General features: G+C 63.5%; 19 protein-coding genes. 9 read left to right on the forward strand and 10 right to left on the reverse strand.

The genetic code is table 11. The features are described from left to right. Positions 1-276: 276 nt before the first annotated feature. The 5 genes from peaA (at position 277) to D906_RS11535 (ending at position 6,550) form a co-directional block, all read left to right on the forward strand. On the forward strand, positions 277-1,842 hold the full coding sequence (gene peaA / locus D906_RS11515) for a quinohemoprotein amine dehydrogenase subunit alpha (RefSeq protein WP_019099063.1): 1,566 nt from the start codon (positions 277-279) through the stop codon (positions 1,840-1,842). 48 nt (positions 1,843-1,890) lie between these two features. Continuing rightward, positions 1,891-3,321, forward strand: a complete 1,431-nt coding sequence (peaB, locus tag D906_RS11520) for a quinohemoprotein amine dehydrogenase maturation protein (RefSeq protein WP_019099064.1) — start codon at positions 1,891-1,893, stop codon at positions 3,319-3,321. A gap of 1 nt (position 3,322) precedes the next feature. Further along, on the forward strand, positions 3,323-3,646 hold the full coding sequence (gene qhpC, locus D906_RS11525; RefSeq protein ID WP_012272119.1) for a quinohemoprotein amine dehydrogenase subunit gamma: 324 nt from the start codon (positions 3,323-3,325) through the stop codon (positions 3,644-3,646). A gap of 32 nt (positions 3,647-3,678) precedes the next feature. Continuing rightward, a complete protein-coding gene (peaD, locus tag D906_RS11530) occupies positions 3,679-4,800 on the forward strand; it encodes a quinohemoprotein amine dehydrogenase subunit beta (RefSeq protein ID WP_020424250.1) in 1,122 nt (373 codons plus the stop codon). A gap of 76 nt (positions 4,801-4,876) precedes the next feature. After that, on the forward strand, positions 4,877-6,550 hold the full coding sequence (locus D906_RS11535; protein ID WP_019099066.1) for a fatty acid CoA ligase family protein: 1,674 nt from the start codon (positions 4,877-4,879) through the stop codon (positions 6,548-6,550). Between the two features lie 67 nt (positions 6,551-6,617). On the opposite strand, the gene mobA is transcribed toward D906_RS11535, so the two are convergent. The 3 genes from mobA to D906_RS11550 all read right to left on the reverse strand — a co-directional run bounded on the left by mobA (position 6,618) and on the right by D906_RS11550 (position 11,570). Then, positions 6,618-7,193, reverse strand: a complete 576-nt coding sequence (gene mobA, locus D906_RS11540) for a molybdenum cofactor guanylyltransferase MobA (protein ID WP_027609812.1) — start codon at positions 7,191-7,193, stop codon at positions 6,618-6,620. Positions 7,194-7,254: 61 nt separating this feature from the next. Beyond that, positions 7,255-10,383 carry an efflux RND transporter permease subunit gene (locus tag D906_RS11545; protein ID WP_027615199.1) on the reverse strand — a complete coding sequence of 1,043 codons (3,129 nt, stop codon included), beginning with the start codon at positions 10,381-10,383 and terminating at the stop codon, positions 7,255-7,257. A gap of 11 nt (positions 10,384-10,394) precedes the next feature. Continuing rightward, positions 10,395-11,570 carry an efflux RND transporter periplasmic adaptor subunit gene (locus D906_RS11550; protein WP_019099069.1) on the reverse strand — a complete coding sequence of 392 codons (1,176 nt, stop codon included), beginning with the start codon at positions 11,568-11,570 and terminating at the stop codon, positions 10,395-10,397. A 159-nt stretch (positions 11,571-11,729) separates the two neighbouring features. On the opposite strand from D906_RS11550, the gene D906_RS11555 reads away from it, so the two are divergent. After that, positions 11,730-12,431, forward strand: a complete 702-nt coding sequence (locus D906_RS11555; RefSeq protein WP_019099070.1) for a response regulator transcription factor — start codon at positions 11,730-11,732, stop codon at positions 12,429-12,431. A 6-nt stretch (positions 12,432-12,437) separates the two neighbouring features. Beyond that, positions 12,438-13,736, forward strand: coding sequence for an ATP-binding protein (locus tag D906_RS11560; protein WP_019099071.1), 1,299 nt, complete (start codon positions 12,438-12,440; stop codon positions 13,734-13,736). Here D906_RS11560 and D906_RS11565 read toward each other — a convergent pair. The 4 genes from D906_RS11565 to nrfB form a co-directional block, all read right to left on the reverse strand. After that, positions 13,711-14,802 (reverse strand): diguanylate cyclase, encoded by a 1,092-nt coding sequence (locus tag D906_RS11565; protein ID WP_027609809.1) that lies wholly within the window; start codon positions 14,800-14,802, stop codon positions 13,711-13,713. The two genes, D906_RS11560 and D906_RS11565, sit on opposite strands and share 26 nt — an antisense overlap. Before the next feature lie 75 nt (positions 14,803-14,877). Further along, positions 14,878-15,717 carry a DUF4434 family protein gene (locus D906_RS11570; RefSeq protein ID WP_019099072.1) on the reverse strand — a complete coding sequence of 280 codons (840 nt, stop codon included), beginning with the start codon at positions 15,715-15,717 and terminating at the stop codon, positions 14,878-14,880. Next, positions 15,717-18,722: a phage receptor gene (locus tag D906_RS11575; RefSeq protein WP_027615200.1), complete on the reverse strand. Its 3,006-nt coding sequence runs from the start codon at positions 18,720-18,722 to the stop codon at positions 15,717-15,719. The genes D906_RS11570 and D906_RS11575 overlap by 1 nt, the downstream gene beginning before the upstream one ends. Continuing rightward, complete coding sequence (gene nrfB / locus D906_RS11580) at positions 18,719-20,893, reverse strand: cyclic di-3',5'-guanylate-activated glycosyltransferase NrfB (protein ID WP_019099288.1); 2,175 nt, start codon at positions 20,891-20,893, stop codon at positions 18,719-18,721. Before nrfB ends, D906_RS11575 begins: the two co-directional genes overlap by 4 nt. 193 nt (positions 20,894-21,086) lie before the next feature. Between nrfB and D906_RS11585 the strand changes: the two genes are divergently transcribed. Both D906_RS11585 and ilvA read left to right on the forward strand, forming a co-directional pair. Continuing rightward, positions 21,087-21,518: a PACE efflux transporter gene (locus D906_RS11585; RefSeq protein WP_016713990.1), complete on the forward strand. Its 432-nt coding sequence runs from the start codon at positions 21,087-21,089 to the stop codon at positions 21,516-21,518. Between the two features lie 181 nt (positions 21,519-21,699). Then, positions 21,700-23,259: a threonine ammonia-lyase, biosynthetic gene (ilvA, locus tag D906_RS11590; protein WP_019099287.1), complete on the forward strand. Its 1,560-nt coding sequence runs from the start codon at positions 21,700-21,702 to the stop codon at positions 23,257-23,259. Positions 23,260-23,368: 109 nt separating this feature from the next. Here ilvA and D906_RS11595 read toward each other — a convergent pair whose 3' ends face one another. From D906_RS11595 to D906_RS11605, 3 genes are all read right to left on the reverse strand, one after another. Beyond that, a complete protein-coding gene (locus tag D906_RS11595; RefSeq protein ID WP_019099286.1) occupies positions 23,369-24,550 on the reverse strand; it encodes a hypothetical protein in 1,182 nt (393 codons plus the stop codon). A gap of 63 nt (positions 24,551-24,613) precedes the next feature. Next, the gene (locus D906_RS11600) at positions 24,614-25,081 is read right to left on the reverse strand and encodes a VOC family protein (RefSeq protein ID WP_019099285.1); all 468 of its coding nucleotides are present in this window, start codon (positions 25,079-25,081) and stop codon (positions 24,614-24,616) included. Positions 25,082-25,191: 110 nt separating this feature from the next. Beyond that, entirely contained in the window at positions 25,192-26,811 is a 1,620-nt protein-coding gene (locus D906_RS11605; protein WP_019099284.1) for an NADP-dependent glyceraldehyde-3-phosphate dehydrogenase, read from the reverse strand. Positions 26,812-26,919 lie beyond the last annotated feature (108 nt).

Below are 26,919 nucleotides of genomic sequence, written 5' to 3' on the forward strand. Positions count from 1 at the left end.
GCTGTACTCAGGCATTTCGCAATTGCTGTGAGAGCGGGCGAGCCCGCGAAGGCCTGTGCAGTAGGCCCTGTCTCAGGATGAAACACCCTGTCGCGAAATGGCACGCTGCAATTAGCCATCCTGGATGCTGGCCAAGACCAGAAAACGGCCTAAAAGCCTGAAAGACAACGCTTTTGCAGCATCTGGCACAGTTCCTGTATCACAACTGCCACATGCACACCTGCTGTACCAAAGCGTGCGAAAAACGATAAGAACAACAACCGTGGAGGTCTGACCTTGAAGACGACTCGACTCCGGCGGCATGCGGGCAAACTGGCGCTGGTCGCCGCCGCGCTGCTGAGCACCCAGGCCATGGCGGCCGAGCAGGGCCCGAGCCTGTTGCAGAACAAGTGTATGGGGTGCCATATCCCCGAAGGCAACGATACCTACAGCCGCATCAGCCACCAGCGAAAAACGCCGGAAGGCTGGCTGATGAGCATCGCCCGCATGCAGGTGATGCACGGCCTGCAGATCAGCGACGACGACCGTCGCACGCTGGTCAAGTACCTGGCCGACAAGCAGGGCCTGGCGCCCAGCGAAACCGATGGTGTGCGCTACGCCATGGAACGCCGGCTGAACACCGTCGAGCACTTCGATACCCAGCTCAGTGAAACCTGTGGCCGTTGCCACTCCGGTGCCCGCGTGGCCTTGCAGCGTCGCCCGGCCAAGGAATGGGAGCACCTGGTCAACTTCCACCTCGGCCAATGGCCGTCCCTCGAATACCAGGCCCAGGCGCGTGACCGCGACTGGCTGCCGATTGCCCTGCAACAGGTGGTACCGGAACTTGCCAAGCGTTACCCGCTGGACAACCCGGCCTGGGCCGAGTGGCAGAAGGCCAAGCCGAGCGCCGATGTGCTGCCGGGGCAATGGGCCTTCAGCGGGCACATGCTGGCCAAGGGCGATGTGCGCGGGGTGATGAGCGTCACCGCCGACCAGGGCGATACCTTCAAGGTGGAGGTCAAGGGCGCTTATGCCGATGGCACGCCGTTCAACGGCAGTGGCACGGCAATCCTGTACAACGGCTATGAATGGCGCGGCAACGTCAAGGTGGGAGACGCCAACCTGCGTCAGGTGTTCGCGGCACTGGATGGCGAAATGAAAGGCCGCATGTTCGAGGCCGAGCACGATGAACGTGGCCTGGACTTCACTGCGGTGAAGGAAGGCAAGGCACGCCTGCTTGCCGTACAGCCGGCATTTATCAAGGCGGGCGGCGAAAGCGAGATCACCCTGGTAGGCAGCGGCCTGGACGGCAAGCCCGACCTGGGTGCCGGGGTGGAGGTGACCGAAGTGCTGGAGCAAACCCCGACCCTGGTGCGGGTCAAGGCCCGCGCAGCCGCCGATGCCAAGCCTGGCCAGCGCGAGGTTGCAGTGGGCGCGCTCAAAGGTGCAAGCCTGGCGGTATACGACAAGGTCGAGGAAGTGAAGGTCGTGCCGGCATTCTCCATTGCCCGCATTGGCGAGAACGGTGCTTCGGTACCGAAAGTGCAGGGCCGTTTCGAAGCCGAGGCCTGGGGTAAAGACGCCAGCGGCCAGCCTCTGCGCATCGGCTACCTGCCAGCCACCTGGAAAGTCGAGCCGTTCAACGAACGTGCGGTCGAGGATGAGGACGTGAAGTTCGCCGGCAAGATGCAGGCCGATGGCGTGTTCGTGCCAGGCGGTGCCGGCCCCAACCCTGAGCGCAAAATGATGACCAACAACGCCGGTAACCTGAAGGTCATCGCCACCTTGGCCGACGGTGGCCAGACTGGCGAAGGGCACATGATCGTCACCGTTCAGCGCTGGAACAACCCGCCGCTGCCGTAACGGCAGGGCGCAACGGTTTTCCAACGGATCGATTATCGGGAGGTCGCCATGGGCGCGCTACTGAACCTGGTCGAACGCAACCTGCATGAAGTGCAGGTCGATGCCGACCGCATGCTGTTCCATATTCCCAGCAGTTCGCTGTTTGCCACAGATGCCGTGACAGGCAGCATCATCGACGCCTTGCGCCAGCAAGGTTGTTCGGCCGAGGAGCTGATGCAGCGCCTGGGCCAGCAGTTTGCCGGCGACGATATCCAGGACACCCTGCGCGAACTGATCGCGCTGGAGCTGGTCAGCGACGGCTCGCCGCTGACCCCGGAAATCGCCCTCAGGCAGGTCGAGCGCACTGCGCTGAATACCGTGGTGCTCAACGTCAACACCGGCTGCAACCTCAGCTGCACCTATTGCTACAAGGAAGACCTGGACAAACCGTCCGCCGGCAAGAAGATGAGCACCGCCACCGCCGAAGCCTCGGTGGAGATGCTGCTCAAGGAATCGCCCAACGAGGACCGCTACAGCGTGGTGTTCTTCGGTGGCGAACCGCTGTCCAACCGGCCGTTGATCGAGCACATGGTGGCTTACTGCGAGCGGCGTTTCGCCGAGGCAGGCAAAGCGGTGGAGTTCATCATGACCACCAACGCCACCTTGCTGACCGAAGAGATCATCGACTGGCTCAACGCCCACCGCTTCGGCCTGTCGATCAGCATCGACGGCCCGAAGACCGTGCACGACCGCAACCGCATCACCGTGGGCGGGCAGGGCACCTATGACGTGGTGCGGCGCAAGGCCGACCTGCTGCTGTCGCGCTACACCAGCCGCCCGGTGGGCGCGCGGGTCACGCTAACCCGTGGCATCACCGACGTCGAGACCATCTGGAACCACCTGTTCAACGAAATGGGCTTCGCCGAAGTGGGCTTTGCCCCGGTCACCTCCGGCGACATGGCCGACTTCAACCTCACTGGCGAAGAGCTGGTGCAGGTGTTCGCCAATATGAAAGCGCTGGGCCGCAAGTACCTGGAGGCGGCGCTGGAGCACCGCAACATCGGATTCTCCAACCTGCACCAGTTGATTACCGACATCCACGAAGGCCACAAGAAGGCGCTGCCGTGCGGCGCCGGGTTGAAGATGCTGGCGGTGGACCACGAAGGCGAGCTGAACCTGTGCCACCGCTTCACCGGCTCTAGCCTGCCGACCTTCGGCAACGTGCACCAGGGCGTGAAGCAGGCGCAGCTCAACGACTTCCTGTCGCAGCGCCTGGACCGCAGCAACACCGGCTGCGAGAGCTGCCGTATCCGCAACCTGTGCTCTGGCGGCTGCTACCACGAAAGCTATGCGCGCTACGGCGACCCGCAGCACCCGACGTACCACTACTGCGAACTGATGCGCGACTGGGTCGACTTCGGCATCGAAGTCTACAGCCGCATCATGGCCGCCAACCCGGCCTTCATCGATCGCTACATCACTCCGCGGAAGGCGCACTGACATGAAGCACTTGAAGCCCCTGAACAACAAGGCGCGCATCCTCGAACAGGCCGCTGCCGAAGACCGCGTCGAAGAAGTCATGGCCATGAGTGCAGTGGCCGGCTGTACGGCCACCACCGACCCGGGTTGGGAAGTGGACGCCTTTGGTGGCGTGAGCTCGCTGTGCCAGCCGATGGAAGCCGACCTGTATGGTTGCTCCGACCCTTGCTGGTGGCCGGCCCAGGTGCCGGACATGATGAGCACCTATCAGGACTGGAACGCCCAGGCCACCAACTCGGCGGATGACTGGCGCAACCTCGGCACTGTGTTCCCGAAAGACAAGTGACCGGCCCAACAAGAATGACAAGGGGAAACCGCATGAAAGCTGGACGCTGCGCGTCACTCGCGCTCACCATCGCCGCCATGGCGTGTACCGGCCTGGCACAGGCCGACGATACCGGGCCGGCACTGAAGGCTGGCCACGAATACATGATCGTGACCAACTACCCGAACAACCTGCATGTGGTCGATGTGGCCACTGATACGGTGTACAAGAGCTGTGTCATGCCCGACAAGTTCGGCCCCGGCACCGCAATGATGGCGCCGGACAACCGCACTGCCTACGTGTTGAACAACCACTACGGTGACATCTACGGCATCGACCTGGACACCTGCAAGAACACCTTCCACGCCAACCTGTCCAGCGTGGCAGGCGAAGTGGGCCGGTCGATGTACTCGTTCGCCATCAGCCCCGACGGCAAGGAAGTGTACGCCACGGTCAACCCGACCCAGATGCTGAACGACCACTACGTGGTCAAGCCACCACGGCTGGAAGTGTTCAACACCGCCGATGGATTGCAGGCAAAGCCAGTGCGGACCTTCCCGATGCCGCGTCAGGTGTACCTGATGCGTACCGCCGACGATGGCACCTTGTATTTTGCCGGGCCGGATATTTACAAGATGGACGTGAAGACCGGCAAGCATTCGGTGGCCTTGCCGCTGCGCAACTGGAACCGTAAAGGCTACAGCGCCCCGGACGTGCTGTACTTCTGGCCGCACCAGAACCCCCGCCACGAGTTCTCGATGCTGTACACCATTGCCAAGTTCAAGGATGCCAAGCAGGACCCGAACGAGGCCGAGCTGTTGTACGGCTACCTGAGCGTCGACCTGAAGACCGGCAAGACCCACACGCAGGAGTTCGCCGACCTGACCGAGCTGTACTTCACCGGCTTGCGTTCGCCCAAGGACCCGAACCAGATCTACGGCGTGCTCAACCGCCTGGCCAAGTACGACATCAAGCAGCGCAAGCTGATCAAGGCGGCTAATCTGGAGCACACCTATTACTGCGTCACCTTCGACAAGAAGGGCGACAAACTGTACCTGGGCGGCACCTTCAACGACCTGGCGGTGTTCAACCCGGATACGCTGGAGAAAGTGAACAACATCAGGTTGCCGGGTGGTGACATGTCGACTACGACGCCGCAGGTGTTCATCCGCTAGATCGGTGTTGGCCTCTTCGCGGGCAAGCCTGCGAAGAGGCCGGCTCAGACAATACAAAAACAACAAGAGAACACCCATGCCCCAGCCAAGCTACTCCCAGGGCAACCCCGACAAAGCCCTGCTCAGCCAATGCATCGGCGATGCCTTCGACGCGACCGTCGCCCGCTACCCCGACCGCGAAGCGTTGGTAGTCCGCCATCAAGCCCTGCGTTACACCTGGCAGCAACTGGCTGAGGCCGTCGACCAGCACGCCCGCGCCCTGATGGCCTTGGGCGTACAACCCGGCGACCGCCTGGGCATCTGGGCACCCAACTGCGCCGAGTGGTGCATCACCCAGTTCGCCAGTGCCAAGGTTGGCGCGATCCTGGTCAACATCAACCCGGCCTACCGCTCCAGCGAGCTGGACTACGCCCTGGGCCAGTCCGGCTGCCGCTGGGTGATCTGCGCCGACGCGTTCAAGACCTCCGACTACCACGCCATGCTGCTGGGCCTGGTGCCGGGCCTGAGTACAGGCCAGCCGGGGGCGCTGATCTGCGAGCGCTTCCCGGAGCTGCGCGGCGTGGTCAGCCTGGCGGCCGCACCACCATCAGGATTTCTGGCCTGGCATGAATTACAGGCCCGTGCCGACGCAATCAGCCGTGAGGCCCTGACCGAGCGCCAGGCGCAACTGCGCTGCGACGACCCGATCAACATCCAGTACACCTCGGGTACCACCGGTTTCCCCAAGGGCGCGACCCTCAGCCACAGCAATATCCTCAACAACGGCTACATGGTCGGCGAAAGCCTGGGCCTGACCGAGCACGACCGGCTGGTTGTGCCGGTGCCGCTGTACCACTGCTTTGGCATGGTCATGGCCAACCTTGGCTGCATGACCCACGGCAGCACCCTGATCTACCCCAACGATGCCTTCGACCCACTGGCCACGCTACGCGCTGTGGCAGAGGAAAAGGCGACCGCGCTGTATGGCGTGCCGACCATGTTCATCGCCGAACTGGACCACCCGCAACGCGCGGAATTCGACCTGTCGAGCCTGCGCACCGGGATCATGGCCGGTGCGACCTGCCCGATCGAGGTGATGCGCCGGGTAATCGGCGAAATGCACATGGCCGAGGTGCAGATTGCCTACGGCATGACCGAGACCAGCCCGGTGTCATTGCAGACCGGGCCGGACGATGACCTGGAGCGCCGGGTGACCAGTGTCGGTCGTACCCAGCCACGGCTGGAGAACAAGGTGGTCGACGTTGACGGCAACACCGTGCCGCGTGGCGAGATAGGCGAGCTGTGTACCCGTGGCTACAGCGTGATGCTCGGTTACTGGAACAACTCCAAGGCCACGACCGAAAGTATCGATGAAGAGGGATGGATGCACACCGGTGACCTGGCGGTGATGGACGAGCAGGGCTATGTGCGCATCGTCGGGCGCAGCAAGGACATGATCATTCGTGGCGGCGAAAACATCTACCCGCGCGAGCTGGAAGAGTTTTTCTTCACCCACCCGGCGGTGGCCGATGTGCAGGTGATTGGCGTGCCGTGCAGCAAGTACGGCGAAGAGATCGTGGCCTGGGTGCGGCTGCACCCGGGGCATACCGCCAGTGAGCATGAACTGCGTGAGTGGGCGAGGGCGCGGATTGCGCACTTCAAGGTGCCCCGGTACTTCCGCTTTGTCGACGAGTTTCCGATGACGGTGACTGGCAAGGTACAGAAGTTCAGGATGCGAGAGATCAGTGTCGAGGAATTGTCTGCCGGATGACTTACTGCCTGTTCCGGCCTCTTCGCGGGCTCGCCCGCAAAGAGGCCGGAACAGGCGGGAGATGCCTTCAGCCTTTCAGCAACTCCGGGCTATTGAAGTTGCTCAACCGGGAATCATTTTCGGTACATTCCAACCCCTGAACCGACTCGCGCAGCAAGGCCCTCTGCAAACTCCGCTCACCCTGTGCCCAAGCCTGCTCCAGCATCGGCAGCACCCGCCGTGGCAGCACGCTGAACATCGGCTGCCAATACCCACCCTGGCGCACCATCGCCGCACTGTCATTCGCCACTGCCAACCGCAGCAGATCCTCGATCAACGCGCGGTCAACCTGCGGCGCATCGCATGCCAGCAGCACCACCCACTCATACCGCGCCACCTTGAGCCCGGCAATCACCCCCGCCAGCGGGCCGGGGAAGTCCGCCTCGGCATCGCCCACCAACTGGTCGGCATACGCCCGGTAGGCCTCCTGGTTGCGGTTGCAGGAAATCACCAGGTCGTCGCTCAGTGGCCGCACCACCCGCTGCACATGCGCCACCAGCGGTTCGCCCTTCCATTCGATCAGCCCCTTGTCACGGCCGCCCATGCGCTGGCCACGGCCGCCGGCAAGGATGAGGGTGGAGCAGGGGGGGAGTGAATCAGGCATGAAAAAGGGCTCCGGGCAGTCATTGCCGGGAACCCTCCCATGTCACGCGGGGCTTGTCCAGTCAGCTTTCCTTGGCAACCGGTTGTGTGTCGGCGTAATGCGCTTGGCGATGCCCCGCCAGCCGCATCACCACTACAAAGAACACCGGCACAAACACCACCGCCAAGGTGGCGCTGAGCATGCCGCCGATCACCCCGGTACCGATGGCCTGCTGGCTGGCCGAGCTGGCGCCGCTGGCGATGGCCAGCGGTACCACGCCGAGGATGAATGCCAGCGAGGTCATCACGATGGGGCGCAGGCGCAGGCGGGCGGCCTGCACCGCAGCGTCGACGGCATCCACGCCCTGGTCGACCAGGTGCTTGGCGAACTCGATGATCAGGATGGCGTTTTTCGCCGACAGACCGATCAGGGTAATCAGGCCAACCTTAAAGAACACGTCGTTGGGCATGCCGCGCAGGGTCACGGCCAGCACCGCACCCAATACGCCGAGGGGCACTACCAGCAGCACAGCGGTGGGTATCGACCAGCTTTCGTACAGCGCCGCCAGGCACAGGAACACCACCAGCAACGACAGCGCCATCAGCATCGGTGCCTGGCTGCCGGACAAGCGTTCCTGCAGCGACAGCCCCGTCCATTCCAGGCCGGCGCCAGGCGGCAGCTGGGCGACCAGGCGCTCGACTTCCGCCATCGCCTCGCCCGAGCTGTAGCCTGCTGCCGGTTCGCCGGAAATCGACACCGCCGGGTAGCCGTTGTAACGGGTCAGCTGCACCGGCCCGCTCACCCACTTGGCCTGGACGAACGCGCCCAGTGGCACCATCTTGCCGCTGTTATTGCGCACGTGAATTTTCAGCAAGTCTTCGACCTGGCTGCGCTGGTCGCCTTCGGCCTGCACCACCACCCGCTGCATGCGGCCCTGGTTGGGGAAGTCGTTGACATAGCTGGAGCCCACCGCCACGTCCAGTACCGAGCCGATATCGGCAAACGAAACGCCCAGGGCATTGGCCTGGCGGCGGTCGATTTCCAGTTGCACCTGCGGGCTTTCGGCCAGCGATGCTTCACGCACGTTGGTCAATACCTTGCTTTTGCCGGCACTGGCCAGCAGCGTGTCGCGGGCAGCCATCAACGCGGCGTGCCCCATGCCCCCACGGTCCTGCAGGCGGAATTCGAAGCCGGTGGACTCGCCCAGGCCGTCGATAGGCGGCGGCAGCACGGCATAGGCCACGGCATCCTTGAGCTGGGTGAAGGCCATGGTCGCGCGGTCGGCAATCGACTGGGCGCTGTCGTCGGCACCACGCTCGGACCAGTCCTTGAGCGTGGTGAATGCCAGTGCTGCGTTCTGCCCGCTACCCGAGAAGCTGAAACCCAGGATCAGCGTGGTGTTGCCTACGCCCGCTTCCTCGGCGTTATGCGCCTCGATCTGCGCGGCCACCTGTTCGGTGCGCATGCGGCTGGCGCCGGGTGGCAGCTGAATGTCGGTAATGGTGTAGCCTTGGTCTTCGGTGGGCAGGAACGCTGTGGGCAACTGACTGAAACCGTAGCCCAGCACCGCCAGCAGCACCGCGTACACCAGCAGGTAGCGGCCGCTGCGCTTGAGCGCCTGCATCACCCAGCCCTGGTAGCCATTGCTCAGGCTTTCGAAGCGGCAGTTGAACCAGCCGAAGAAGCCTTTGCGCTCATGGAGCTCGCCCTTGGCGACCGGTTTGAGCAAGGTGGCGCACAGCGCCGGGGTCAGGCTGAGGGCCAGGAATGCCGAGAACAGGATCGACACCGCCATCGACACCGAGAACTGCTGGTAGATCACCCCCACCGAACCTTGCATGAAAGCCATGGGCAGGAACACCGCCACCAGCACCAGGGTGATGCCGACAATCGCGCCGCTGATCTGGCCCATGGCCTTGCGCGTGGCCTCTTTGGGCGGCAGGCCTTCTTCGGCCATGATGCGTTCGACGTTTTCCACCACCACGATGGCGTCGTCGACCAGGATGCCGATGGCCAGCACCATGCCGAACAGGGTCAGCACGTTGACGGAGAAACCCATGGCCAGCATGACCGCGAAGGTGCCCATTAGCGCCACCGGCACCACCAAAGTCGGGATCAACGTATAGCGCAGGTTCTGCAGGAACAGGAACATCACTGCGAACACGAGCAGCATGGCTTCGAACAGGGTGTTGATGACCTGCTCGATCGACACCTTGACGAACGGTGAGGTGTCGTAGGGGATGTCGTACTTGACGCCTTCCGGGAAGTAGCGCGCCAGGTCCTGCATTTTCGCCCGCACCAGGGTGGCGGTTTCCATGGCGTTGGCCCCCGGCGACAGCTGCACACTGAACGCGGTGGCCGGCTTGCCGTTCAGGCGGGTGCCGTACTGGTATTCCTGGGCGCCGATCTCGACCCGGGCGACGTCACCGACAGTGACCGTGGAACCGTCCGGGTTGGCGCGCAGGACGATGGCGCTGAACTCTTCCGGTGTGCTGAGCTGGCCTTTGACCACCACGTTGGCGGTGATTTCCTGGGTGCCACGGGTGGGCAGGTCGCCAATGCTGCCGGGCGCGACCTGGGCGTTCTGCGCGGCGATGGCCTCGGCCACGTCGTTGGGCGTGAGGTTGAAGCCGATCAGCTTGCGCGGGTCGATCCAGATGCGCATGGCGCGTTCCGAACCGTACAGCTGGGCTTTACCGACGCCCTTGAGGCGGCGGATTTCGTCCATCACGTTGCGCGCGAGAATGTCCGACAGCGCGGTTTCGTCGAGTTTGCCATCTTCAGAGGTGAGGGTGGCCAGCAGCAGGAAACCGGTAGACACCTTTTCTACCTGCAGGCCCTGCTGGGTGACCGGGCGCGGCAGGCGCGACTCGACCACCTTCAGGCGGTTCTGCACGTCAACCTGGGCCAGGTCCGGGTTGGTGCCCGGGGCGAAGGTGGCGGTGATGGTGGCGCTGCCCAGGCTGCTTTGCGACTCGAAGTACAGCAGGTTGTCGGCGCCGTTGAGCTCCTGCTCGATCAGGCTGACCACGCTTTCGTCCATGGTCGCGGCGGAGGCGCCTGGGTATACGGCGTAGATTTCCACCTGCGGCGGGGCCACGTTCGGGTACTGGGCTACCGGCAACTGCGGGATGGCCAGCGCGCCGGCCAACAGGATGAACAGTGCGACCACCCAGGCGAACACCGGGCGGTCGATGAAGAATTGCGGCATGAATCAGGCCCTCACTGGCCGGTGTGCTGTGCGATGGGCGCTGTGCCCGTTGCGTTGTCGACCTGCACCTGGTCACCGGCCTTGACGTGTTGCAGGCCTTCGACCACCACCTGCTCGCCTGGCGTCAGGCCTTCGCTGACGACCCAGCGATCACCCTGGGCGCTGCCCAGTACCACCTGGCGGTCGCTGACCCGGGCCTGTGCGTCGACCACCAGCACCTTGGGCACCCCGGCACTGTCGCGCAGGATGGCCCGCTGCGGCACGCTCAGGCCTTTGGGTTGTACGGCCTGCTCCAGGCGCACACGCACATAGCTGCCGGGCAGCAGGTCGAGGTCCGGGTTGGGGAACTCGCTGCGCAGGGTGATCTGGTTGGTGCTGGGGTCGACGCTGATGTCGGAGAACAGCAGCTTGCCTGGCAGCGGGTAGGCACTGCCATCGTCCTGGATCAGCGTGGCGCGGGCCTGGCCGTCGCCCACCTGCTGCAGCTCGCCTGCGCGCAAGGCGCGGCGCAAGGCGTTGAGCTCGCGGGTGGACTGGGTGACGTCGGCATGGATCGGGTCCAGCTGCTGGATGGTCGCCAGCGGCGTGCTTTCGTTTTGCCCGACCAGGGCGCCTTCGGTGACCTGGGCGCGGCCGATACGGCCGGAAATCGGCGCGGTTACCGTGGCGTAGCCGAGGTTCAGGCGGGTGCGCTCCAGGGCAGCCTTGGCGGCGGCCACGTCGGCGTCGGCCTGCAGGAAGCTCGCTTTGGCGTTGTCGTATTCCTGGCGGCTGACGGCCTTGTCGTCGACCAGCTCGCGGTAGCGCTGCTCTTGCAGGCGTGCCTGGTACAGGGTGGCCTCGGCCCTGGCCAGGGTGGCGCGGGCACTGTCATGGTCGGCCTTGAATGGCGCCGGGTCGATCAGGAACAGCACATCGCCTTGCTTCACGTCACTGCCTTCGCGGTAGACGCGTTTGAGTACCACGCCCGCGACCCGTGCGCGCACTTCGGCGGTGCGCGGGGCGAGAATGCGGCCACTGAGCTCGCTGCTTATCGCCAAGGGCTGCAATTGCAGGGTTTCCACCCGCACCTGCGGGGTAGGGGCCTTTTCGTCTTGCTCGGCGCTGTCGCCACAGCCGGCCAGGGACAAGCTCATAAACGTCAGAAGCGCCACTGGGCGCAGGCGAGGGGGGAAGTTAGTAGGCATGCGGATCTTCCGATGATGACCGGGTGTATGCTACGGCAGCTGTTGCACTGGCGGCTGTTAATACCTGTAGGGTGAGTGTGAAAAAGTGTGAAGATCAATCCTCTGGGCCGGTAGGGTTATATATTCTGCGTACACCTGCACCCGGATTCTCTATCGCCTATGCCGAATATTTTCCTGGTCGAAGACGACAGCGCCCTGTCCGAACTGATCGCCAGCTACCTGCAACGCAACGACTTTCATGTCCAGGTGATCGCCCGGGGAGACCATGTGCTGGACGAGTACCGCCGGCAAAAGCCGGACCTGGTCATCCTCGACCTGATGCTGCCGGGCATCGACGGCTTGCAACTGTGCCGCCTGTTGCGCCAGGAGTCGCAGAGCCTGCCCATCCTGATGCTGACGGCTCGTGATGACAGCCATGACCAGGTACTGGGGCTGGAAATGGGGGCCGATGATTACGTGACCAAACCCTGTGAACCACGCGTGCTGCTGGCCCGGGTGCGTACGCTGCTGCGTCGCAGCAGCATCAATGAGCCGCGCCTGGACCACGACCTGATCCTGATCGGGGGGTTGCGCATCGACCTGGCCGAGCGCACGGTCAGCTGGCGTGGCGAAGAAGTGGAGCTGTCCAGTGGTGAGTACAACCTGCTGGTGGTGCTGGCACGCAATGCGGGCGAGGTGATGAACCGCGACCGTATCCTGCAACAACTGCGCGGTATCGAGTTCAATGGCACCGATCGTTCCGTGGACGTGGCCATCTCCAAACTGAGGCGCAAGTTCGACGACAACGCCGGCGAAGCACGCAAGATCAAGACCGTGTGGGGCAAGGGTTACTTGTTCAGCCGTGTCGAGTGGGAGTGCTGATCGACCATGCTCAAGATCCTGGTGCGGCTGTACCTGGTGATCATCGTTGCCTACGCCGGTGCGTTGCTGTTCATCCCCGACACCATTGTCGGCCTGTTCCGCGACCGCTTCATGGCCTACAACCTGGACCAGGCCAAGGGCGTGCAGGCGTTGATCGTGCGCCAGTTCCGCCAGGCCCCGCGCGAGCAGTGGCCAGCCGTGGCGCAAGAACTGGCCAGCGATTTCGCGCCGCTGGAATTGCAACTGCTGCGCATTGACCAGGCCAGCCTGAGCGATGAGGAACAGGCGCGCCTGGAGCATGGTTTGTACGCGGTGCGCATTGCCGAGTGGGGTTACTACGAAACGGTGCTGGCACCGCTGGACAAGGAATGGCTGGTGCGCCTGCACTCACCGCCAGACCCGCTGGACATCAACGTGTTGTCGTGGGGGGTGACCGTACTGATCGGTGCGGCCATGCTGGGGTGCCTGCTGCTGTGGGTATGGCCGCACTGGCGCGACCTGGAGCGCCTGAAGGAAACCGCCCGGCGCCTGGGCCAGGGGCAGATGGCCGAACGTACGCACATTTCGCCGCACTCCAACATTGGTGAGCTGGCCGGCGTGTTCGACACCATGGCCAGCGACCTGGAGCGCCACGTCAACCAGCAGCGCGAGCTGCTGAATGCAGTGTCGCACGAATTGCGCACACCCCTGACCCGGCTGGATTTCGGCTTGGTATTGCTGTTCGACGAAGTACCGCCGGCCAGCCGCAAACGTCTGCTGGAACTGGTGGGGCATGTGCGTGAGCTGGATGAACTGGTGCTGGAACTGCTGTCGTACAGCCGGCTGTACAATGCTGACCAGGCCCGCGAGCGGGTTGAAGTATCGTTGCTGGAGCTGGTCGACAGCGTGCTCGGTGGTTTTGCCGAGGAACTCGATGGCCGGGGTATCCGTTGGGAAGTGCAGGCCGAGGGTAATCTGCCCCGGTTCGTGCTGGACCCGCGCTTGACGGCGCGTGCGGTGCAGAACCTGGTGCGCAATGCCATGCGTTATTGCGATGAAAGCCTGTTGCTGCGCCTGCGGCTGGAGGGCGATGGTGCCTGCCTGCTGACAGTGGAGGATGACGGCATTGGCATACCGGTTGAGGAGCGCGAGCGGATTTTCCAACCGTTCTACCGCCTGGACCGCAGCCGCGATCGCAACACCGGCGGGTTTGGCCTTGGCTTGGCGATCAGCCGGCGAGCGATCGAGGGGCAGGGCGGGACCTTGACGGTCGCGCAGTCGGCACTGGGCGGTGCGCAGTTCAGGATTCGGCTGCCAGCCGGGTAGTCCACAACACAAACCGGTCTTTGCCCGTGTGCTTGGCTTCATACAGCGCCTGGTCAGCCTTGATCAGCGCCATGGTCAACGTATCGCCTGGGGACACCTGCGCCAGGCCGATACTGATGGTTACCGGGTGTGTGCCTGCATCTTCACGCACTCTGCGTACCAATGCCTCCACCTGCTGTTCAGCACTTTGCTGGTCGAGCCCTTCAAGAAAAATGGCAAATTCCTCACCGCCCAATCTTGCAAACTCGGAATCGACCATCGCCGCCTTGATGTGCAGTGCCACGCGTCTGAGCACTTCGTCACCCACGTCGTGGCCAAAACGGTCATTGACCTTCTTGAAATTGTCTATGTCGACCATCGCCAGATACTGCCTGGGCGTCGCCCGTTTCAATTGCTGCTCTGTTTTTGCCATGAACGAGCGGCGGTTGGGGATTCCGGTCAGGGCGTCGACATAAGCCTGCTCAAGCAGCACCTTCGACAGGTAGAAATTGTGCAGCTTGGCCTTGCGGATTTGCAGGTAGCTGTAGCTCACCAGGCTGCTGAGAAAAATGGCGTAGCTGATGAGCATGGCGCCTTCGAGTGCGTCCGGTTCAATGCGCGTGTGGTAGAAGGGGTTGAGCATCACCCAGGTGATGACCATGGCGCAGAAGAACGACCAGCGCCGCACCGGCTGCACCGACACGGCATACAGCACGGTGGAGACGCCGAGCACCAGCCACACCGGGCGCAGGGCTACCGGGATGCCTTCGATCACCAGGCGCATGCCCAAGGTGATGACGGTAATGAACAGCAGGTTGAGCACGTCGAAGTGATGGCTGCGCCGTGTGAAGCGCAGCACGATGGTCAGGCAGCCCAGCAGGGCGATGAACAGGTAGGACAGCCAGGTGAAACCCTGGCCGCCGAGGAAGCTGACGATCAGGTCGAAGACCAGCCAGATCAGGATACTGATGCAGAACACCAGCAGGCAGAACGGGCGCATGGACTCGAATTCGTGCTGGCGGAATTCGGCGCGCAGGGCGGCGGGGGCGACCTGCTGGCGTACGTGTGCTTCGATGGTCTTGAACATCGGTGGGCTCCTGAGACTACTGCTTGTCCAGGCCCGGCCCTATCGCTGGCCGGCGATAGGGCCGGGCCTGGTGACTCAATTCTGTGGCAACACACCTCGGGCCCAGGGCCGGTAGCGCAAGGCGAACACCGCCTCGGCATGGCACCCGCTACCCAGCTTCGGTTCGGCAGGCTCAGCCCTGAATGCCTGCCCTGGCCCGCTCACCTGGCGGAACGCCTCGCGCACCACGCCCACCCGGCACGGCAAAGCCTGTTCGTAGCTTTGGCGCACCAACGCGGGCAAACGCCCGGTCCCGGCGCCATCCTGCCACCAGACAGTCAAGCCCAACCCGGCCAGTTGCTCCAGCCACGCGGCGTTGATTCCTGGCGACAATCTGCCCGCGCTGAACGCACTGATATGCAACGGTTTGTCCAGCTGGCGGTTGAAGGCCTGCAACTGGATGTACAGCGCATCGCGCCGTTCAGCCTCGCGAAAATGCTGGTCGTCCAGCTCCATGGGGAGGTACCAGCCATCCACCGGCAACTGCCAGGCGTTGCGCAGGTGCTGGTATTGGCTGAGCGAGCGGCCCAACTGCGCTTTCCAGTAGCTGTTCTGACCTTCGCCGTCCAACGCTTCAAGGCGTTGGTAATAGGCCGGGTCCATGTACAACCCCAAGACCAGTTGCAGCCCTTGGGCATGCGCCGAGCGCAGGCTGTTTGCCAGCCAGCCCTGGGCACCGCCAAAATCGCTGTCACCATACGCGCTCCACTGCACGATCAGGGTCTTGCCACCCTGCGCCACGGTGGCGTGCCACAGCTGTTGCCACTGGGCAGGGGTGATACTGGCGTCGCGGTTCAGGGGTTGGTAGAACAGGCGTTGGTCAGCTGTGGCCGGCAGGCACAGGGCAAGCAGGCAGAAGGCGAGGATCTTGCGCATCAGAAGGTCATCTCCGCACCGACCAGCACGCCGTTGGCGCGCTCGTAAAGATTGCCGCCCAGCGACTGCTGGTATTCGGCGCGCACTTTCAGCGAGCCGCGGTAGGCGTTGTAGCGGTCGTCGTCGAACCACCATTGCCAACGCACACCCACCCCCGCACGGGCGTCCTGGCGCCAGTCGTTGCTCGGGTCCTGGCTGGAGAACTCGACAAAACCGTAGGGCATTATGGTTTGCGGTGAGCTGCCCGGCAGCTTCCAGGCATGCCCCTGCTGGTAGCGCGACAGCCAGGCATGGTCGCCGGCGCGTGTCCACCAGGCGGCGTCGAGATACAGGAAGCGCTCGTTCCAGTCGTCTTCATCCACCCGCCAGTCGTTGCGCCAGTCACCTTGGTCAAGGAATGAGGCCGTGGCGCGCAGCAACAGGTCGTTGCTCGACTCGGCGTTGTGGCGCAGGTCGCCCCAATTACCGCCGACCTTGGCCGGGCTCAACAACTGCCCCAGGCTCAGGCCGCGATAATGATCTTCGTCGATCTGTCGTTGGTGATACAGCTCGGCGTACAGGTTGAGGTTGGCCTGGCCGAGCGGCTTGTAGCGCAGGCCAACGCCGGTGCCCATGCTTTGCGCGTAATCGGTACGGCTCTGACCACCGAACAGTACCCTGCCATAGACCGAGAAGGTGCTGCCGTTGCGGCTGGGCTCTTCACCCAGGGCGTGGTCCCACATGGCCAGTTGCACGTTTTGCGATTGTGCGCGGCGCGAGCTGCCGCTGCGTTGGCCGTTGTCGAGGAACTTGTCGTTGGTCGAGGTGCCGGCGGGCGACCAGGTGCTGGCCAGGGTGATGGTGTCACGGCGTGACAGGGCTTCATGGGCCCTGCGCTGGCGGTATTTGCGGGCTTCCAGGCTGCCGTACTCGTCGTCACCGTCGACCAGGTTCTGCTCCACATCGAGGATACGGCGCAGTTCGCGGCGTGCCGAGGCGCTGTCTTCGGCTTCGTCGTAGCGCAAGGCCAGCGTTTCGCCGAGGCGGTAGTCCTCGGGGAAGTCGTGGGTCGCCCGCTCCAGGTATGGGATCGACTGGCGGCGCTGGGCCTTGTCTGTGGCGCCGGCCAGGCGCATGCCGTAATCGGCGCGGTAGCGTGGCTGATCGGGGGCCAGGCGCATCGCTTCGGCCAGCCAGGCCATGCTCTGCGCGCTGTCGCCGGCCAGCTGCGCGGTGCTTGCGGCCGCATAGTAGTGGTCGGCGCGAGGGTTGCTGGCCAAGGCTTGGCGTTGGAAGCCCAAGGCGGACGGGTAATCGCCCTGGCGCTGGGCAATGGCGGCGCCCAGCGCCCAGTCATCAGCGCTGTGGTGCGCGGCGGCGTCCCAGTAGCGTCGAGCGGCTTCTGCATCGCCGGCATTCAGCGCGCCACGGGCGGCAGTGAGGCGGGCGTTGTCGGTCCAGGCGCCGTCCGGGACGCTGCGCCAGATGGGCAGGGCCGCCTCGGAGTCGCCCGCCGCTTCGAGGGCATAGGCCAAGGGCAGGCGATCGCCGCCGCCGCCAAAACGTTCGGCGGCCTGGTAGTAGACCACCGCTTCGCCGGGCTGGTCAGGCATGGCACAGCGGCCCAGTGCGCGGTACTGGCCGGGTTCGCTCGGGGTGGCCGGTATCGCCTGGTGTACGGCATCGCACTGGCCGGCTTCGGCCAGGCGGCCGAGCAACTGGGCGCGGGTGTTGGCATCCACCCGGGGTATCAGGCCAAGCATGCGGCGGCTGTCCAGCGCCCCGTCAGTACGTGCATACAGGTTGCCCAGGCGCTGCAGCAACGACGGGCTGAGGCGGCCTTGGCGGCGGTCGTAGGCGTGCTCCAGCAGTTCCCGGGCATGTGCCACCTGGCCTTGTTCCACCAACAGGAAGGTGGCTTGCTCCAGCGCGGCCAGGTCGCCGCTTTGTCGGTAGCGCTTTTCCCATTCGCTGGCGGTACGCGGTTGCGGCGGCTGTGGCGGGTCGCCGTACAGGCGTTGCTTGAGTACAGCGTAGGCGCGTGGATCGGTGCTGGGGGTGCAGCCTTTGAACTGCTCGCGGGCTTGGTCAGGGTCCTGACGTGACAACCAGTCGACGGTTTCCAGGCAGGGGCGCTGCAGGTCGTTGCTCAGGCGGCGCAGCAGTATGGCATCATCACCTTCGCGGGCCAGCTCCCACAATTGCTGGCGCTGGTCGGGCTGATTCAGCTGATCGGGCGGCAGCGACTGCAACCAGCGTTGGGCCTGTTGGTTGTGGCCCACGGCAATGGCGCGGTTGGCCATGGCCAGGCGTGCCTGGTTGGCTGCCTGGGGGGAAGGCGCGCTGGCCAGCAGCGTGTTCAGCCCTTTTTCGTCCACCTGCTGGATATACGCATTGGCCAGGCGTTGCCAGTCTTCGGCGGGTAACTGGCCCTTGTCGGCGAGCGGCTGCAGTTGCTCGATGGTTTCCTTCCAGTTGCGCAGCTGTTCGGCAAAGTTGGCGCGGGCCAGGCGCAGTACCTGACCATCATCGCGCGGTGGCAGCTGGTTGAGCCATTCCAGCGCTTTGCCAGCACCCCCGAACTTGGCCAGGCTCAGGCTGTAAGCCTGCCACAGGCGCACCCGGTGCATGCCATCGCTGGTGGCCAGCCATTGCTCGACATGGCTGGCTGGCGGTGGATCCTGCTCGATCCACGTCAGGCGAAGTTCGAGCAGCGCGTCGGCGTATTCGGGGCTGCCGTCCAGTTGTTCGGCCAGCGCTTCGGCCTCCTTGTAGCGGCGTTGGTGGGCCAGGGCCTCTACCAGCAGTGCGCGGGCTTCGTCGTTGTTCGGCACGCGGCCCAGCACGTGACGGGTCAGGCGCTCGACCTCGGCCCAGTTCTCTTTCTTGGCCTCACGATAACTGCGGTCCATGAACGGAAAGCTGGTGAACCGCTGGAAATCGGTCATCGGTGCCGAGGCGGCGACGGGCAGTGCGGCGGAGCACAGCAACAGGCCAGTGAAGGTGAGAGTAAAACGCGGCTTCATGCCACCTCCCGGGTCAGGTCAAGGGCAGCCTGCTGTTCGCTGGCCTGTTCGTCGAGTGCTTGCTGCAACACCTGCTCGGTGATGATGCCGCGAGCGATCAGGTGCTCGCCCAGGCTCTGGTGTTCGGCGTCGAAGTCGATCAATGCCTGGTTGAACAAGGTGACGGGCACCATACCGCGCACCTGCAGCAGGGTACCGAGCATGACCTGGTGGTGGCTGACCCGTTCCAGCAGCGCCTCGTCGTCCTGATGGCGTGCGAGCGTGGCCAGCATGTCGCGGGTTTCCGGCTTCTGCCAGGGGCTTGGGTAGTGGTAGCGCAGGCCCAGGGTTACCCGGCCTTGTGGTGCCAGGCGCACGCGTACCGGGCGCTTGAGGTGGCGGCTGATTACCCCCAGTGACACTTGGCTGACCGGGCTTTCGCTGGCCAGGATCAGCGTGTCGCCGTCCTCGGCCACCGGCAGCACGCCATAGTGCGTCGCCAGTTTACGCGGCAGTTTGGCGATCAGTTGCGGTTCGAGCTTGAACGGATTCAGCGGGGCCCATGGAATGTCTAGCTGCTCGGCCAGGGTGGCCACCAACTGTTCGCTGCTTACCCAACCACGCAGCAGCAGTTCGCGGCCCAGGCGGCGGCGTACAGGGCTGTTGATTGCCTGTTGCAGCTGTTCGTCGCTGATCAACCCTTTGGCCACCAGTCGCTGGCCCAGTGGCGTGCGGGCAGGGGCAGCGATGGCGGGGAACTCGTGCGTGGTCTTGTCCCAGGCCACACGCCGCGAGTCGCCCATCTCCATAACCTGGCGCAGGGCACGCAGGTTGGCGAAGAAGTTGACGAAGTTGCTCCACATCATGCGCGGCGCCGACAGCAGGCCTTCGCCAATGCCGTAGAAACGGGTAACGAACCAGCCGCGCTGGAACAGGCGGTTGAACAGCATCAGACCGTTGAGCCACAGCAGGGTCGAGAGCAGCCAGCTGTCGCTAAGGATCGACATGAAGCGCCACGAATCCGGCGCAATCACCGTGACCAGCCACATCGCCAGCAATACCAGCAGCAACAGGTTGACCAGAAAACTCAGCAAATAGGCGAACAGCCCGCGGCGGTCGCGCCACAGGAAGTAGTTGAGCGCGCCTTTGCGGCTCCAGCCCAGGTTGCTGGTGCCCTGGAACACAATGCCGACGATCCACCGCGACTTTTGCCGGATGGCATGCTGCCAGTCGCGCGGGAAGTGCTCGCGTACGCAGATTACCTGGGAAAACTCACGGCTCATGCCCGGGCGCCATTCCTGTTTCAGGGTCAGCGCCGGGTCGCTGATGGAGTAGCGGGCGAAAATGCACTTCATGCCTTTTTGCTTCAGGCGAAAACCAATGTCGTAGTCTTCGGTGAGGCTTTGCACGTCGAAGGCGATGCCGTCGCCGTCCTCCAGCAGTGCACTGATGGCGCGACGGCTGAAACAGGTACCGACCCCGGCACTGGGTACCTGGCCCGTGAGTGCTTCGCGAACGACAACGTCCTTGCCGTGGTTTTCGGCGAACTCGTCGACATAGTGGCCGGCGGTAAAGCCCTTCCATTCGGGTGCATAGGGGTACACCGGGATCTGGATCATGTCCTTGTTCGGCAGCAGGTAATTGAACAGGCGCAGTTCCATCGGCGAAATCACGTCTTCGGCGTCGTGCAGGATAAAACCGGCGAACTCGATACCGGCGTCCTGCTGAAAGCGCAGCAGCGCGTCGATGATGTTGTTCAGGCAGTCGGCCTTGCTGGTGGGGCCGGGGCGGGCGCACACCACCTTGTGCACGTTGGGGTAGTGCAGGCACACCGCGTCGACGTCGGCCTGGGTTTGCGGGTCGTTCGGGTAGGTGCCGACAAAGATCTGGTAGTTCTCGTAGTCGATGGTGGAGGCCGCCAGGCGCGCCATTTCACCGACCACGCCCACTTCATTCCAGGCCGGGACCATGATGGCCAAAGGTTTTTCCGGGACTTCGTACAGGCGTTTCTCGTCGGCCTTCTCAAACTTGTCGTAGATGCGAAAACGCCGGATCAGCTTTCGCCCCCAGTAGCACAGGTCGATGAACAGGTCGTCCAGGCCCAGCAGGAACATCAGCGAGGCGAGGGTGATCGCCAGGATCTTTAGGCCGAACAGCACATAGGTGAGAAAATCGATGAATGCCAGGCTCATGCGGCAGTCACCGGCAGGGTGGAGTAGGCCATCGTCTGTATCCTCGCTCGGTTCCCTCGACGAAGTTGTACGACATGTCGCCGTTTGTACGGGATAAATACAAGCAGCCGAATACGAGGTTGTCCAAATTTCGGGCTTTTTCTTGTGGGCCACATCTTGTAGTTTTACAGGTCGTTTACCCAGGGAGCTGAACATGCAAGGCAAGGCGCGCAAGATCGTCCAGGCCATTCTTTACGAGGCCATCGCTGTGGCCTGCGTGGCGCCTGCACTGGAGCTGGCGTTCGGTGCCGGTATGGCGCAGTCGACCGTGCTGTCGGTGCTGATGTCGGGCATCGCGATGAGCTGGAACATGGGCTACAACTGGGTGTTCGAGCGTTGGGAAGCGCGCCAGCATCAGCGTGAGCGCACCTTCATGCGGCGCTTGCTGCATGCGCTGGGTTTCGAGGGTGGTCTGGTGGTGATTTTGCTGCCGCTGGTGGCGTACTGGCTGGACGTCAGCCTGTGGGCGGCGCTGCTGACCAACCTGGCGTTGTTCGTGTTCTTCTTCGTTTACGCCTTTGTCTTCCAGTGGGGGTTCGACAAGGTGTTCGATGTGCCGCTTTCGGCGCAGCAAGCCAAGTGTTGACTTTGTGCTGCGCTACCGGCTAAGTTCCTACCCCATGAATACTTTCCCGCACGTGAACGCCATTATTATTACCGCCATTATCAGCTTGGCGGGCTAGCGCGTACGTGCACCGAACCCGCCCTGGAGGCGGGTTTCTTCTCTCTGACTCCTGGGCACACTGAAAACAGCCAAGGAGTCATCGATGACCAGCTTCAGCGTCCCGCGTACTGCAGTCACCCCCCAGCAACTGCTGTCGGAACAGGTGCGGCGCATTCTTGCCGCCCCGGTGTACGACCTGGCCATCGAAACGCCCCTGCAAGCCGCGCCTGCCTTGTCTGCCAGCCTGTGTAACCAGGTATTGCTCAAGCGCGAAGACCTGCAGCCGACCTTCTCGTTCAAGATCCGTGGTGCCTACACCCGGCTGTCGCGCCTGACCCGTGCGCAGCGTGAGCGGGGGGTCATTACCGCTTCGGCCGGCAACCATGCCCAAGGTGTGGCCCTGGCAGCCTCGCATCTGGGCATGAAGGCTACCATCGTCATGCCCACCACCACGCCATCGCTGAAGGTGGAAGGGGTGCGTTCGCGTGGCGGCCATGTAGTGCTGCACGGTGAGAGCTTCCCGCACGCCCTGGCACACGCGTTGACACTGGCCGACAGCGAAGGCGCTACCTTCGTGCCGCCGTTCGATGACCCGGACGTGATCGCCGGGCAGGGCACGGTGGCCATGGAAATTCTGCGTCAGCGCCCGGGTGCGCTGGATGCCATCTTCGTACCGGTCGGTGGTGGCGGCTTGATCGCTGGCATTGCTGCCTATGTGAAATACCTGCGCCCGGAGGTGAAGGTGATCGGCGTGGAGCCGGAAGACTCCAACTGCCTGCAGGCTGCCATGGCTGCTGGTGAGCGGGTGATCCTGCCGCAAGTCGGCACGTTCGCCGATGGTGTAGCAGTGGCGCAGATCGGCGCCCATTGTTTCGAGCTGTGCCGGCACTTCGTCGACGAGGTGGTGACCGTGAGCAGCGATGAGCTGTGTGCGGCGATCAAGGACATCTACGACGATACCCGCTCGATCACCGAGCCGTCCGGCGCCTTGGCGGTGGCCGGGATCAAGAAGTACGTGGCACGCGATGGCGTACAGGGGCAGACCTTGGTGGCCATCGATTCCGGGGCGAACGTCAACTTCGACCGCCTGCGCCATGTGGCCGAGCGGGCCGAGCTGGGGGAACGGCGCGAGGCGATCATTGCCGTGACCATTCCGGAACAGCCGGGCAGCTTCCGCGCGTTTTGCCAGGCGCTGGGCAAACGGCAGATCACCGAATTCAACTATCGCTATTACCCCGGCAAAGAGGCGCGATTGTTTGTCGGGGTGCAGACCCACCCTGTTCACGACCCGCGTGAGCAGTTGCTGGCCAACCTGCGCGAGCAGGGCTACAGCGTGCTGGACCTGACCGAAAACGAGCTGGCCAAGCTGCATGTGCGTCATACCGTGGGTGGCCACGCCGCGCCGGGTGCGGATGAGCGGGTCATGCGCTTCGAGTTCCCCGAGCGGCCTGGGGCGTTGTTGGGCTTTTTGGAGCGGCTGGGCAAGCGCTGGAACATCAGCCTGTTCCACTACCGCAACCATGGGGCGGCGGAGGCCCGGGTATTCGCGGCGTTGGAGGTGCCGGGGGACGAGGTAGCGGGGTTGCCGTTGGCGCTGGATGAGATGGGGTATCGGTATTGGGATGAGACGGATAACCCGGCTTACAAGCTGTTCCTAGGGTGACCTGAAAGCTTGGGGCTGCCTGTACTGAGTACTGCGTAGCTATTCAGCATTGCGCGGTCCCCGTGGGAGCTGGCTTGCCGGCGCTGGGCCGCGAAGCGGCCCTAGGATTTCAGCGTTCACGCATGAAAAAGCCGGCAACGAACTTGCGGAAGGTTTCCAGGCTCTTGAAGTCGGCATAGCGCTTGAAGTTCTCGGCATCTGGCTCGGGCCCGATCGGCTGCTCCAGCAATGACACCGACAGCACGCGGTCCTGGTCCGAGGTCAGCACCAGTTCATCCATGACCTGCCCGCCGATGACCGGCCGGCGCATTTGCACTTTCACACCTTTGCTGGCCATCCAGTCAATCAACGACACCAGCGCCTTGAGCGGCTCACGCTCTTCATCGCGATACACAGGGAACAAGTGGGCACGGGACAGCACCGGTACGCTGGCCACATGGATCAGCTCATAGAAATGGCTACCGGCGCTGGTGGGTGAGTAGATCATCAGCGCCAGTAATGGCCCGGTGGTACGGCTACCGCCCCAATACAGGTGGTGCCCCTGGAAGTCGAAACCATCTTCACTGCGGTTGTTGAACAGCTTGCGCCCTTTGATCTGGTCGACACAGTCCAGCAGCAAGCCGTGGCGGCGGTGGTTACCGAACACCGTGGCTTCGCGAAGTCGGGACTTGAGCATCATCATGTGCTTCATGTCCAGGCGGGTTTCCAGGTAATTGCTGGCGGGCACCCGCTCCAGCAGCGGGTAGCGGCTGGCCACGCTGCGCAATTCAGCAAACTGGGTGGTCAGGTCCTTTTTCAGGTGGGTGGCGTAAAGATTGAGGCCGCTGGTTTCGATCCAGGTCAGCAGCAGTGACAGCAGGCGCTGTTGTTCGCGGCGGTCGTTGCTATCGCCGCTGGCACTGCTGGTGGCGCTGCGAAAGTCGCCGATCAGGCGCAGTGGCGTGTCGGGCGGCAGCCAGGCTGCAGGGGGGGCAGGGTCGTTTTCACGCTCGTCGGCCTCACGCTCGTCCTTGGTGAACGGGCAGCCGGGTGTGTGTTCTGCCGTGCCCGGGTTGTTTTTGAGAAACAGCGTGCCGGTGCTGCCGTTGAGGGTGACATTGAGCACCGGCAAGGCGTCGCTGCGGCAGTCACAGGCCAGCCACTGGTTTGCATTGCGCACTTTCATCAGCAGCTGGTTGGCCTGCAGCAGGCGTGGGCCGCCGAGGCTGCCGGTGGCAAAGCCGACCAGCAGGTCTTCTTCGGCGGGGGTCAGGCTGCGCACCTGTGCGGCGGATTTGTCGATGATTCGCATGAAGCAGCTCCGAGCTACGAGCCTCAAGCTTCAAGCAAAGTCGCGCCGCTTTCAACTTGCCGCTCAGTTGCCGCCAAACATCTTCGCGGCGCGGGCACGAATTTCGTCCGGGGTGAGGTCCTCCTTGTGGGTGGAGACGAACCAGATATTGCCGAACGGGTCTTTCAGGGTGCCGCTGCGGTCGCCGTAGAACTGGTCCGTCAACGGATGCAACTGGGTGCCGCCGGCCGCCAATGCTTGGTCGTAGACCTTGTCGCAGTCCTCGACATACAGGTGCAGGCCCACGCCTGCGCCGCTGAGTTTCTGGCTGGCGGTGAGGCCGCCCTCCATGTCGCAGGGGTCGCCCAGCATCAGTGACGAATCACCGATTTTCAGCTCGGCATGGCCCACACGGCCACCTGGCGCATCGAGGCGGAACATCTCGACCGCACCAAAGGCCTGCTTGTAGAACTCGATGGCCTTGGCGGCGTCGTTGATGGCCAAGTACGGGGTAATGCTGTGCTGGCCTTCGGGGATGGGTTTGGCTGCCATGTTCGACTCTCCTTCGCAGTGGGCGCCGGAGGGCGCCCTGTTGCTTAGAGTCGTTTGCACCGGTGGAAAATCGACAAGGGCGCTAGATCGATTTCCTATAAGCGCGGCCGTCAGAAGATGTAGTCGGTGGTCAGGAAGCTCGACTGGCGGTTGCGGATGATTTCGCTGATCAGCGCCTTGTTGGCCTCCTGGAAGCGGGTGGCGACCAGTGTGCGGATGGAGAACACACGCAAGGCGTCATGCACCGACAGGGTGCCTTCGGCGCTGTTCTTGCGTCCGTTGAACGGGTAGGTGTCCGGGCCACGTTGGCACTGGGCGTTGATGTTGATGCGCCCGACCTGGTTGGCGAAGGTGTCGACCAGGCTGCCGATGGTAGCCGGGTCGTTGCCGAACAGGCTCAGTTGCTGGCCGTAATCGGAGTCCAGTACGTAGTCGATCACGGTTTGCAGGTCGCGGTAGGGCACTACAGGCACCAGGGGGCCGAATTGCTCTTCATGGTATATGCGCATTTCGTGGTTAACCGGGTACAGCAAGGCGGGGTAGAAGAATGAGCCGCGGCTCTGCCCGCCACCTTCGTTGAGCACGCGTGCGCCCTTGGCCGTGGCATCGGCGACCAAGGAGTCGAGGTAGTCGACCTTGCCAGGCTCGGGCAGCGGTGTCAGTGCTACACCGGGCTCCCACGGCATGCCAGGTTTGAGCGCGGCCAGTTTGCGCTGGAACTTGTCGAGGAAGGCGTCGACCACATCCTCGTGGACAAACAGGATTTTCAGTGCCGTGCAGCGCTGGCCGTTGAACGACAGCGCACCGGTCACCGCCTCTTCGACGGCGTTGTCGAGGTCGACCTGCGGTAGCACGATACCCGGGTTCTTGGCATCCAGCCCCAGTGCGGCGCGCAGGCGGTGAGGGCGTGGGTGCAGCTTTTTCAGGTCGCTGGCGGCCTTATGCGTACCGATGAAGGCGAACACATCGACGTTGCCGCTGGCCATCAGCGCGCTGACGGTTTCCCGGCCTCGACCATAGATGACGTTGATCACCCCGGGCGGGAAGCTGTCACGGAAGGCTTCGAGCAGCGGGCGGATCAACAGCACACCGAACTTGGCGGGCTTGAACACCACGGTATTGCCCATGATCAGCGCGGGGATCAGCGTGGTGAAGGTTTCGTTGAGCGGGTAGTTGTAGGGGCCCATGCACAAGGCGACACCCAGCGGCGCCCGTCGGATCTGGCCCAGCGTGCCTTGTTCAAGCTCGAAGCGGCTGGAGCGGCGGTCGAGGTCCTTGAGGGCGTTGATGGTGTCGACGATGTAGTCGCAGGTGCGGTCGAATTCCTTTTCCGAGTCCTTTAGGTTTTTACCGATCTCCCACATCAGCAACTTGACCACAGCCTGGCGCTGCTCGCGCATGCGTGCCAGGAAGGTTTCGACGTGCTGGATACGCTCGGCCACACGCATGTTCGGCCAGGCACCGCGGCCCTTGTCGTAGGCCTGAACGGCAGCGTCGAGCGCGGTAAGGGCGGTGTCGGCATCAAGCAGTGGGGCGCTGCCAAGCACCACTTGGCGTTCTTCGCCGCCTTCCTTGAGCCAGATCGGGCTGCGTACCGTGGCCAGGGGGCCGTCCCAGCGCCTGAGCTCGCCGTTCACCAGGTAATCACGTTGTTCCAGGGGGGCTTCCAGGCGCCAGATTTGGGGGATGCTTTCGGCGTTGGGGAAGAGTGAATCGAGCAGACGGTCCATGGGTACTGCACCTCACTTGGCAGGGCGGTTTTCAAGCCGGGTGAATCGCTTCAGCTGCGAGCATGCACCGGCTGCCGAAAAAACACCAGTCTGGCTCAACATGGCCCC

Source organism: Pseudomonas sp. LAIL14HWK12:I1 (assembly GCF_003202095.1).
Classification (GTDB): Bacteria; Pseudomonadota; Gammaproteobacteria; order Pseudomonadales; family Pseudomonadaceae; genus Aquipseudomonas; species Aquipseudomonas monteilii.

Coding starts and splice junctions, on each gene's coding strand:
- peaB (WP_019099064.1), top strand. CDS start 1,891: ATGGGCGCGCTACTGAACCTGGTCGAACGCAACCTGCATGAAGTGCAG.
- qhpC (WP_012272119.1), top strand. CDS start 3,323: ATGAAGCACTTGAAGCCCCTGAACAACAAGGCGCGCATCCTCGAACAG.
- peaD (WP_020424250.1), top strand. CDS start 3,679: ATGAAAGCTGGACGCTGCGCGTCACTCGCGCTCACCATCGCCGCCATG.
- D906_RS11535 (WP_019099066.1), top strand. CDS start 4,877: ATGCCCCAGCCAAGCTACTCCCAGGGCAACCCCGACAAAGCCCTGCTC.
- mobA (WP_027609812.1), bottom strand. CDS start 7,193: ATGCCTGATTCACTCCCCCCCTGCTCCACCCTCATCCTTGCCGGCGGC.
- D906_RS11545 (WP_027615199.1), bottom strand. CDS start 10,383: ATGCCGCAATTCTTCATCGACCGCCCGGTGTTCGCCTGGGTGGTCGCA.
- D906_RS11550 (WP_019099069.1), bottom strand. CDS start 11,570: ATGCCTACTAACTTCCCCCCTCGCCTGCGCCCAGTGGCGCTTCTGACG.
- D906_RS11555 (WP_019099070.1), top strand. CDS start 11,730: ATGCCGAATATTTTCCTGGTCGAAGACGACAGCGCCCTGTCCGAACTG.
- D906_RS11560 (WP_019099071.1), top strand. CDS start 12,438: ATGCTCAAGATCCTGGTGCGGCTGTACCTGGTGATCATCGTTGCCTAC.
- D906_RS11565 (WP_027609809.1), bottom strand. CDS start 14,802: ATGTTCAAGACCATCGAAGCACACGTACGCCAGCAGGTCGCCCCCGCC.
- D906_RS11570 (WP_019099072.1), bottom strand. CDS start 15,717: ATGCGCAAGATCCTCGCCTTCTGCCTGCTTGCCCTGTGCCTGCCGGCC.
- D906_RS11575 (WP_027615200.1), bottom strand. CDS start 18,722: ATGAAGCCGCGTTTTACTCTCACCTTCACTGGCCTGTTGCTGTGCTCC.
- nrfB (WP_019099288.1), bottom strand. CDS start 20,893: ATGAGCCTGGCATTCATCGATTTTCTCACCTATGTGCTGTTCGGCCTA.
- D906_RS11585 (WP_016713990.1), top strand. CDS start 21,087: ATGCAAGGCAAGGCGCGCAAGATCGTCCAGGCCATTCTTTACGAGGCC.
- ilvA (WP_019099287.1), top strand. CDS start 21,700: ATGACCAGCTTCAGCGTCCCGCGTACTGCAGTCACCCCCCAGCAACTG.
- D906_RS11595 (WP_019099286.1), bottom strand. CDS start 24,550: ATGCGAATCATCGACAAATCCGCCGCACAGGTGCGCAGCCTGACCCCC.
- D906_RS11600 (WP_019099285.1), bottom strand. CDS start 25,081: ATGGCAGCCAAACCCATCCCCGAAGGCCAGCACAGCATTACCCCGTAC.
- D906_RS11605 (WP_019099284.1), bottom strand. CDS start 26,811: ATGGACCGTCTGCTCGATTCACTCTTCCCCAACGCCGAAAGCATCCCC.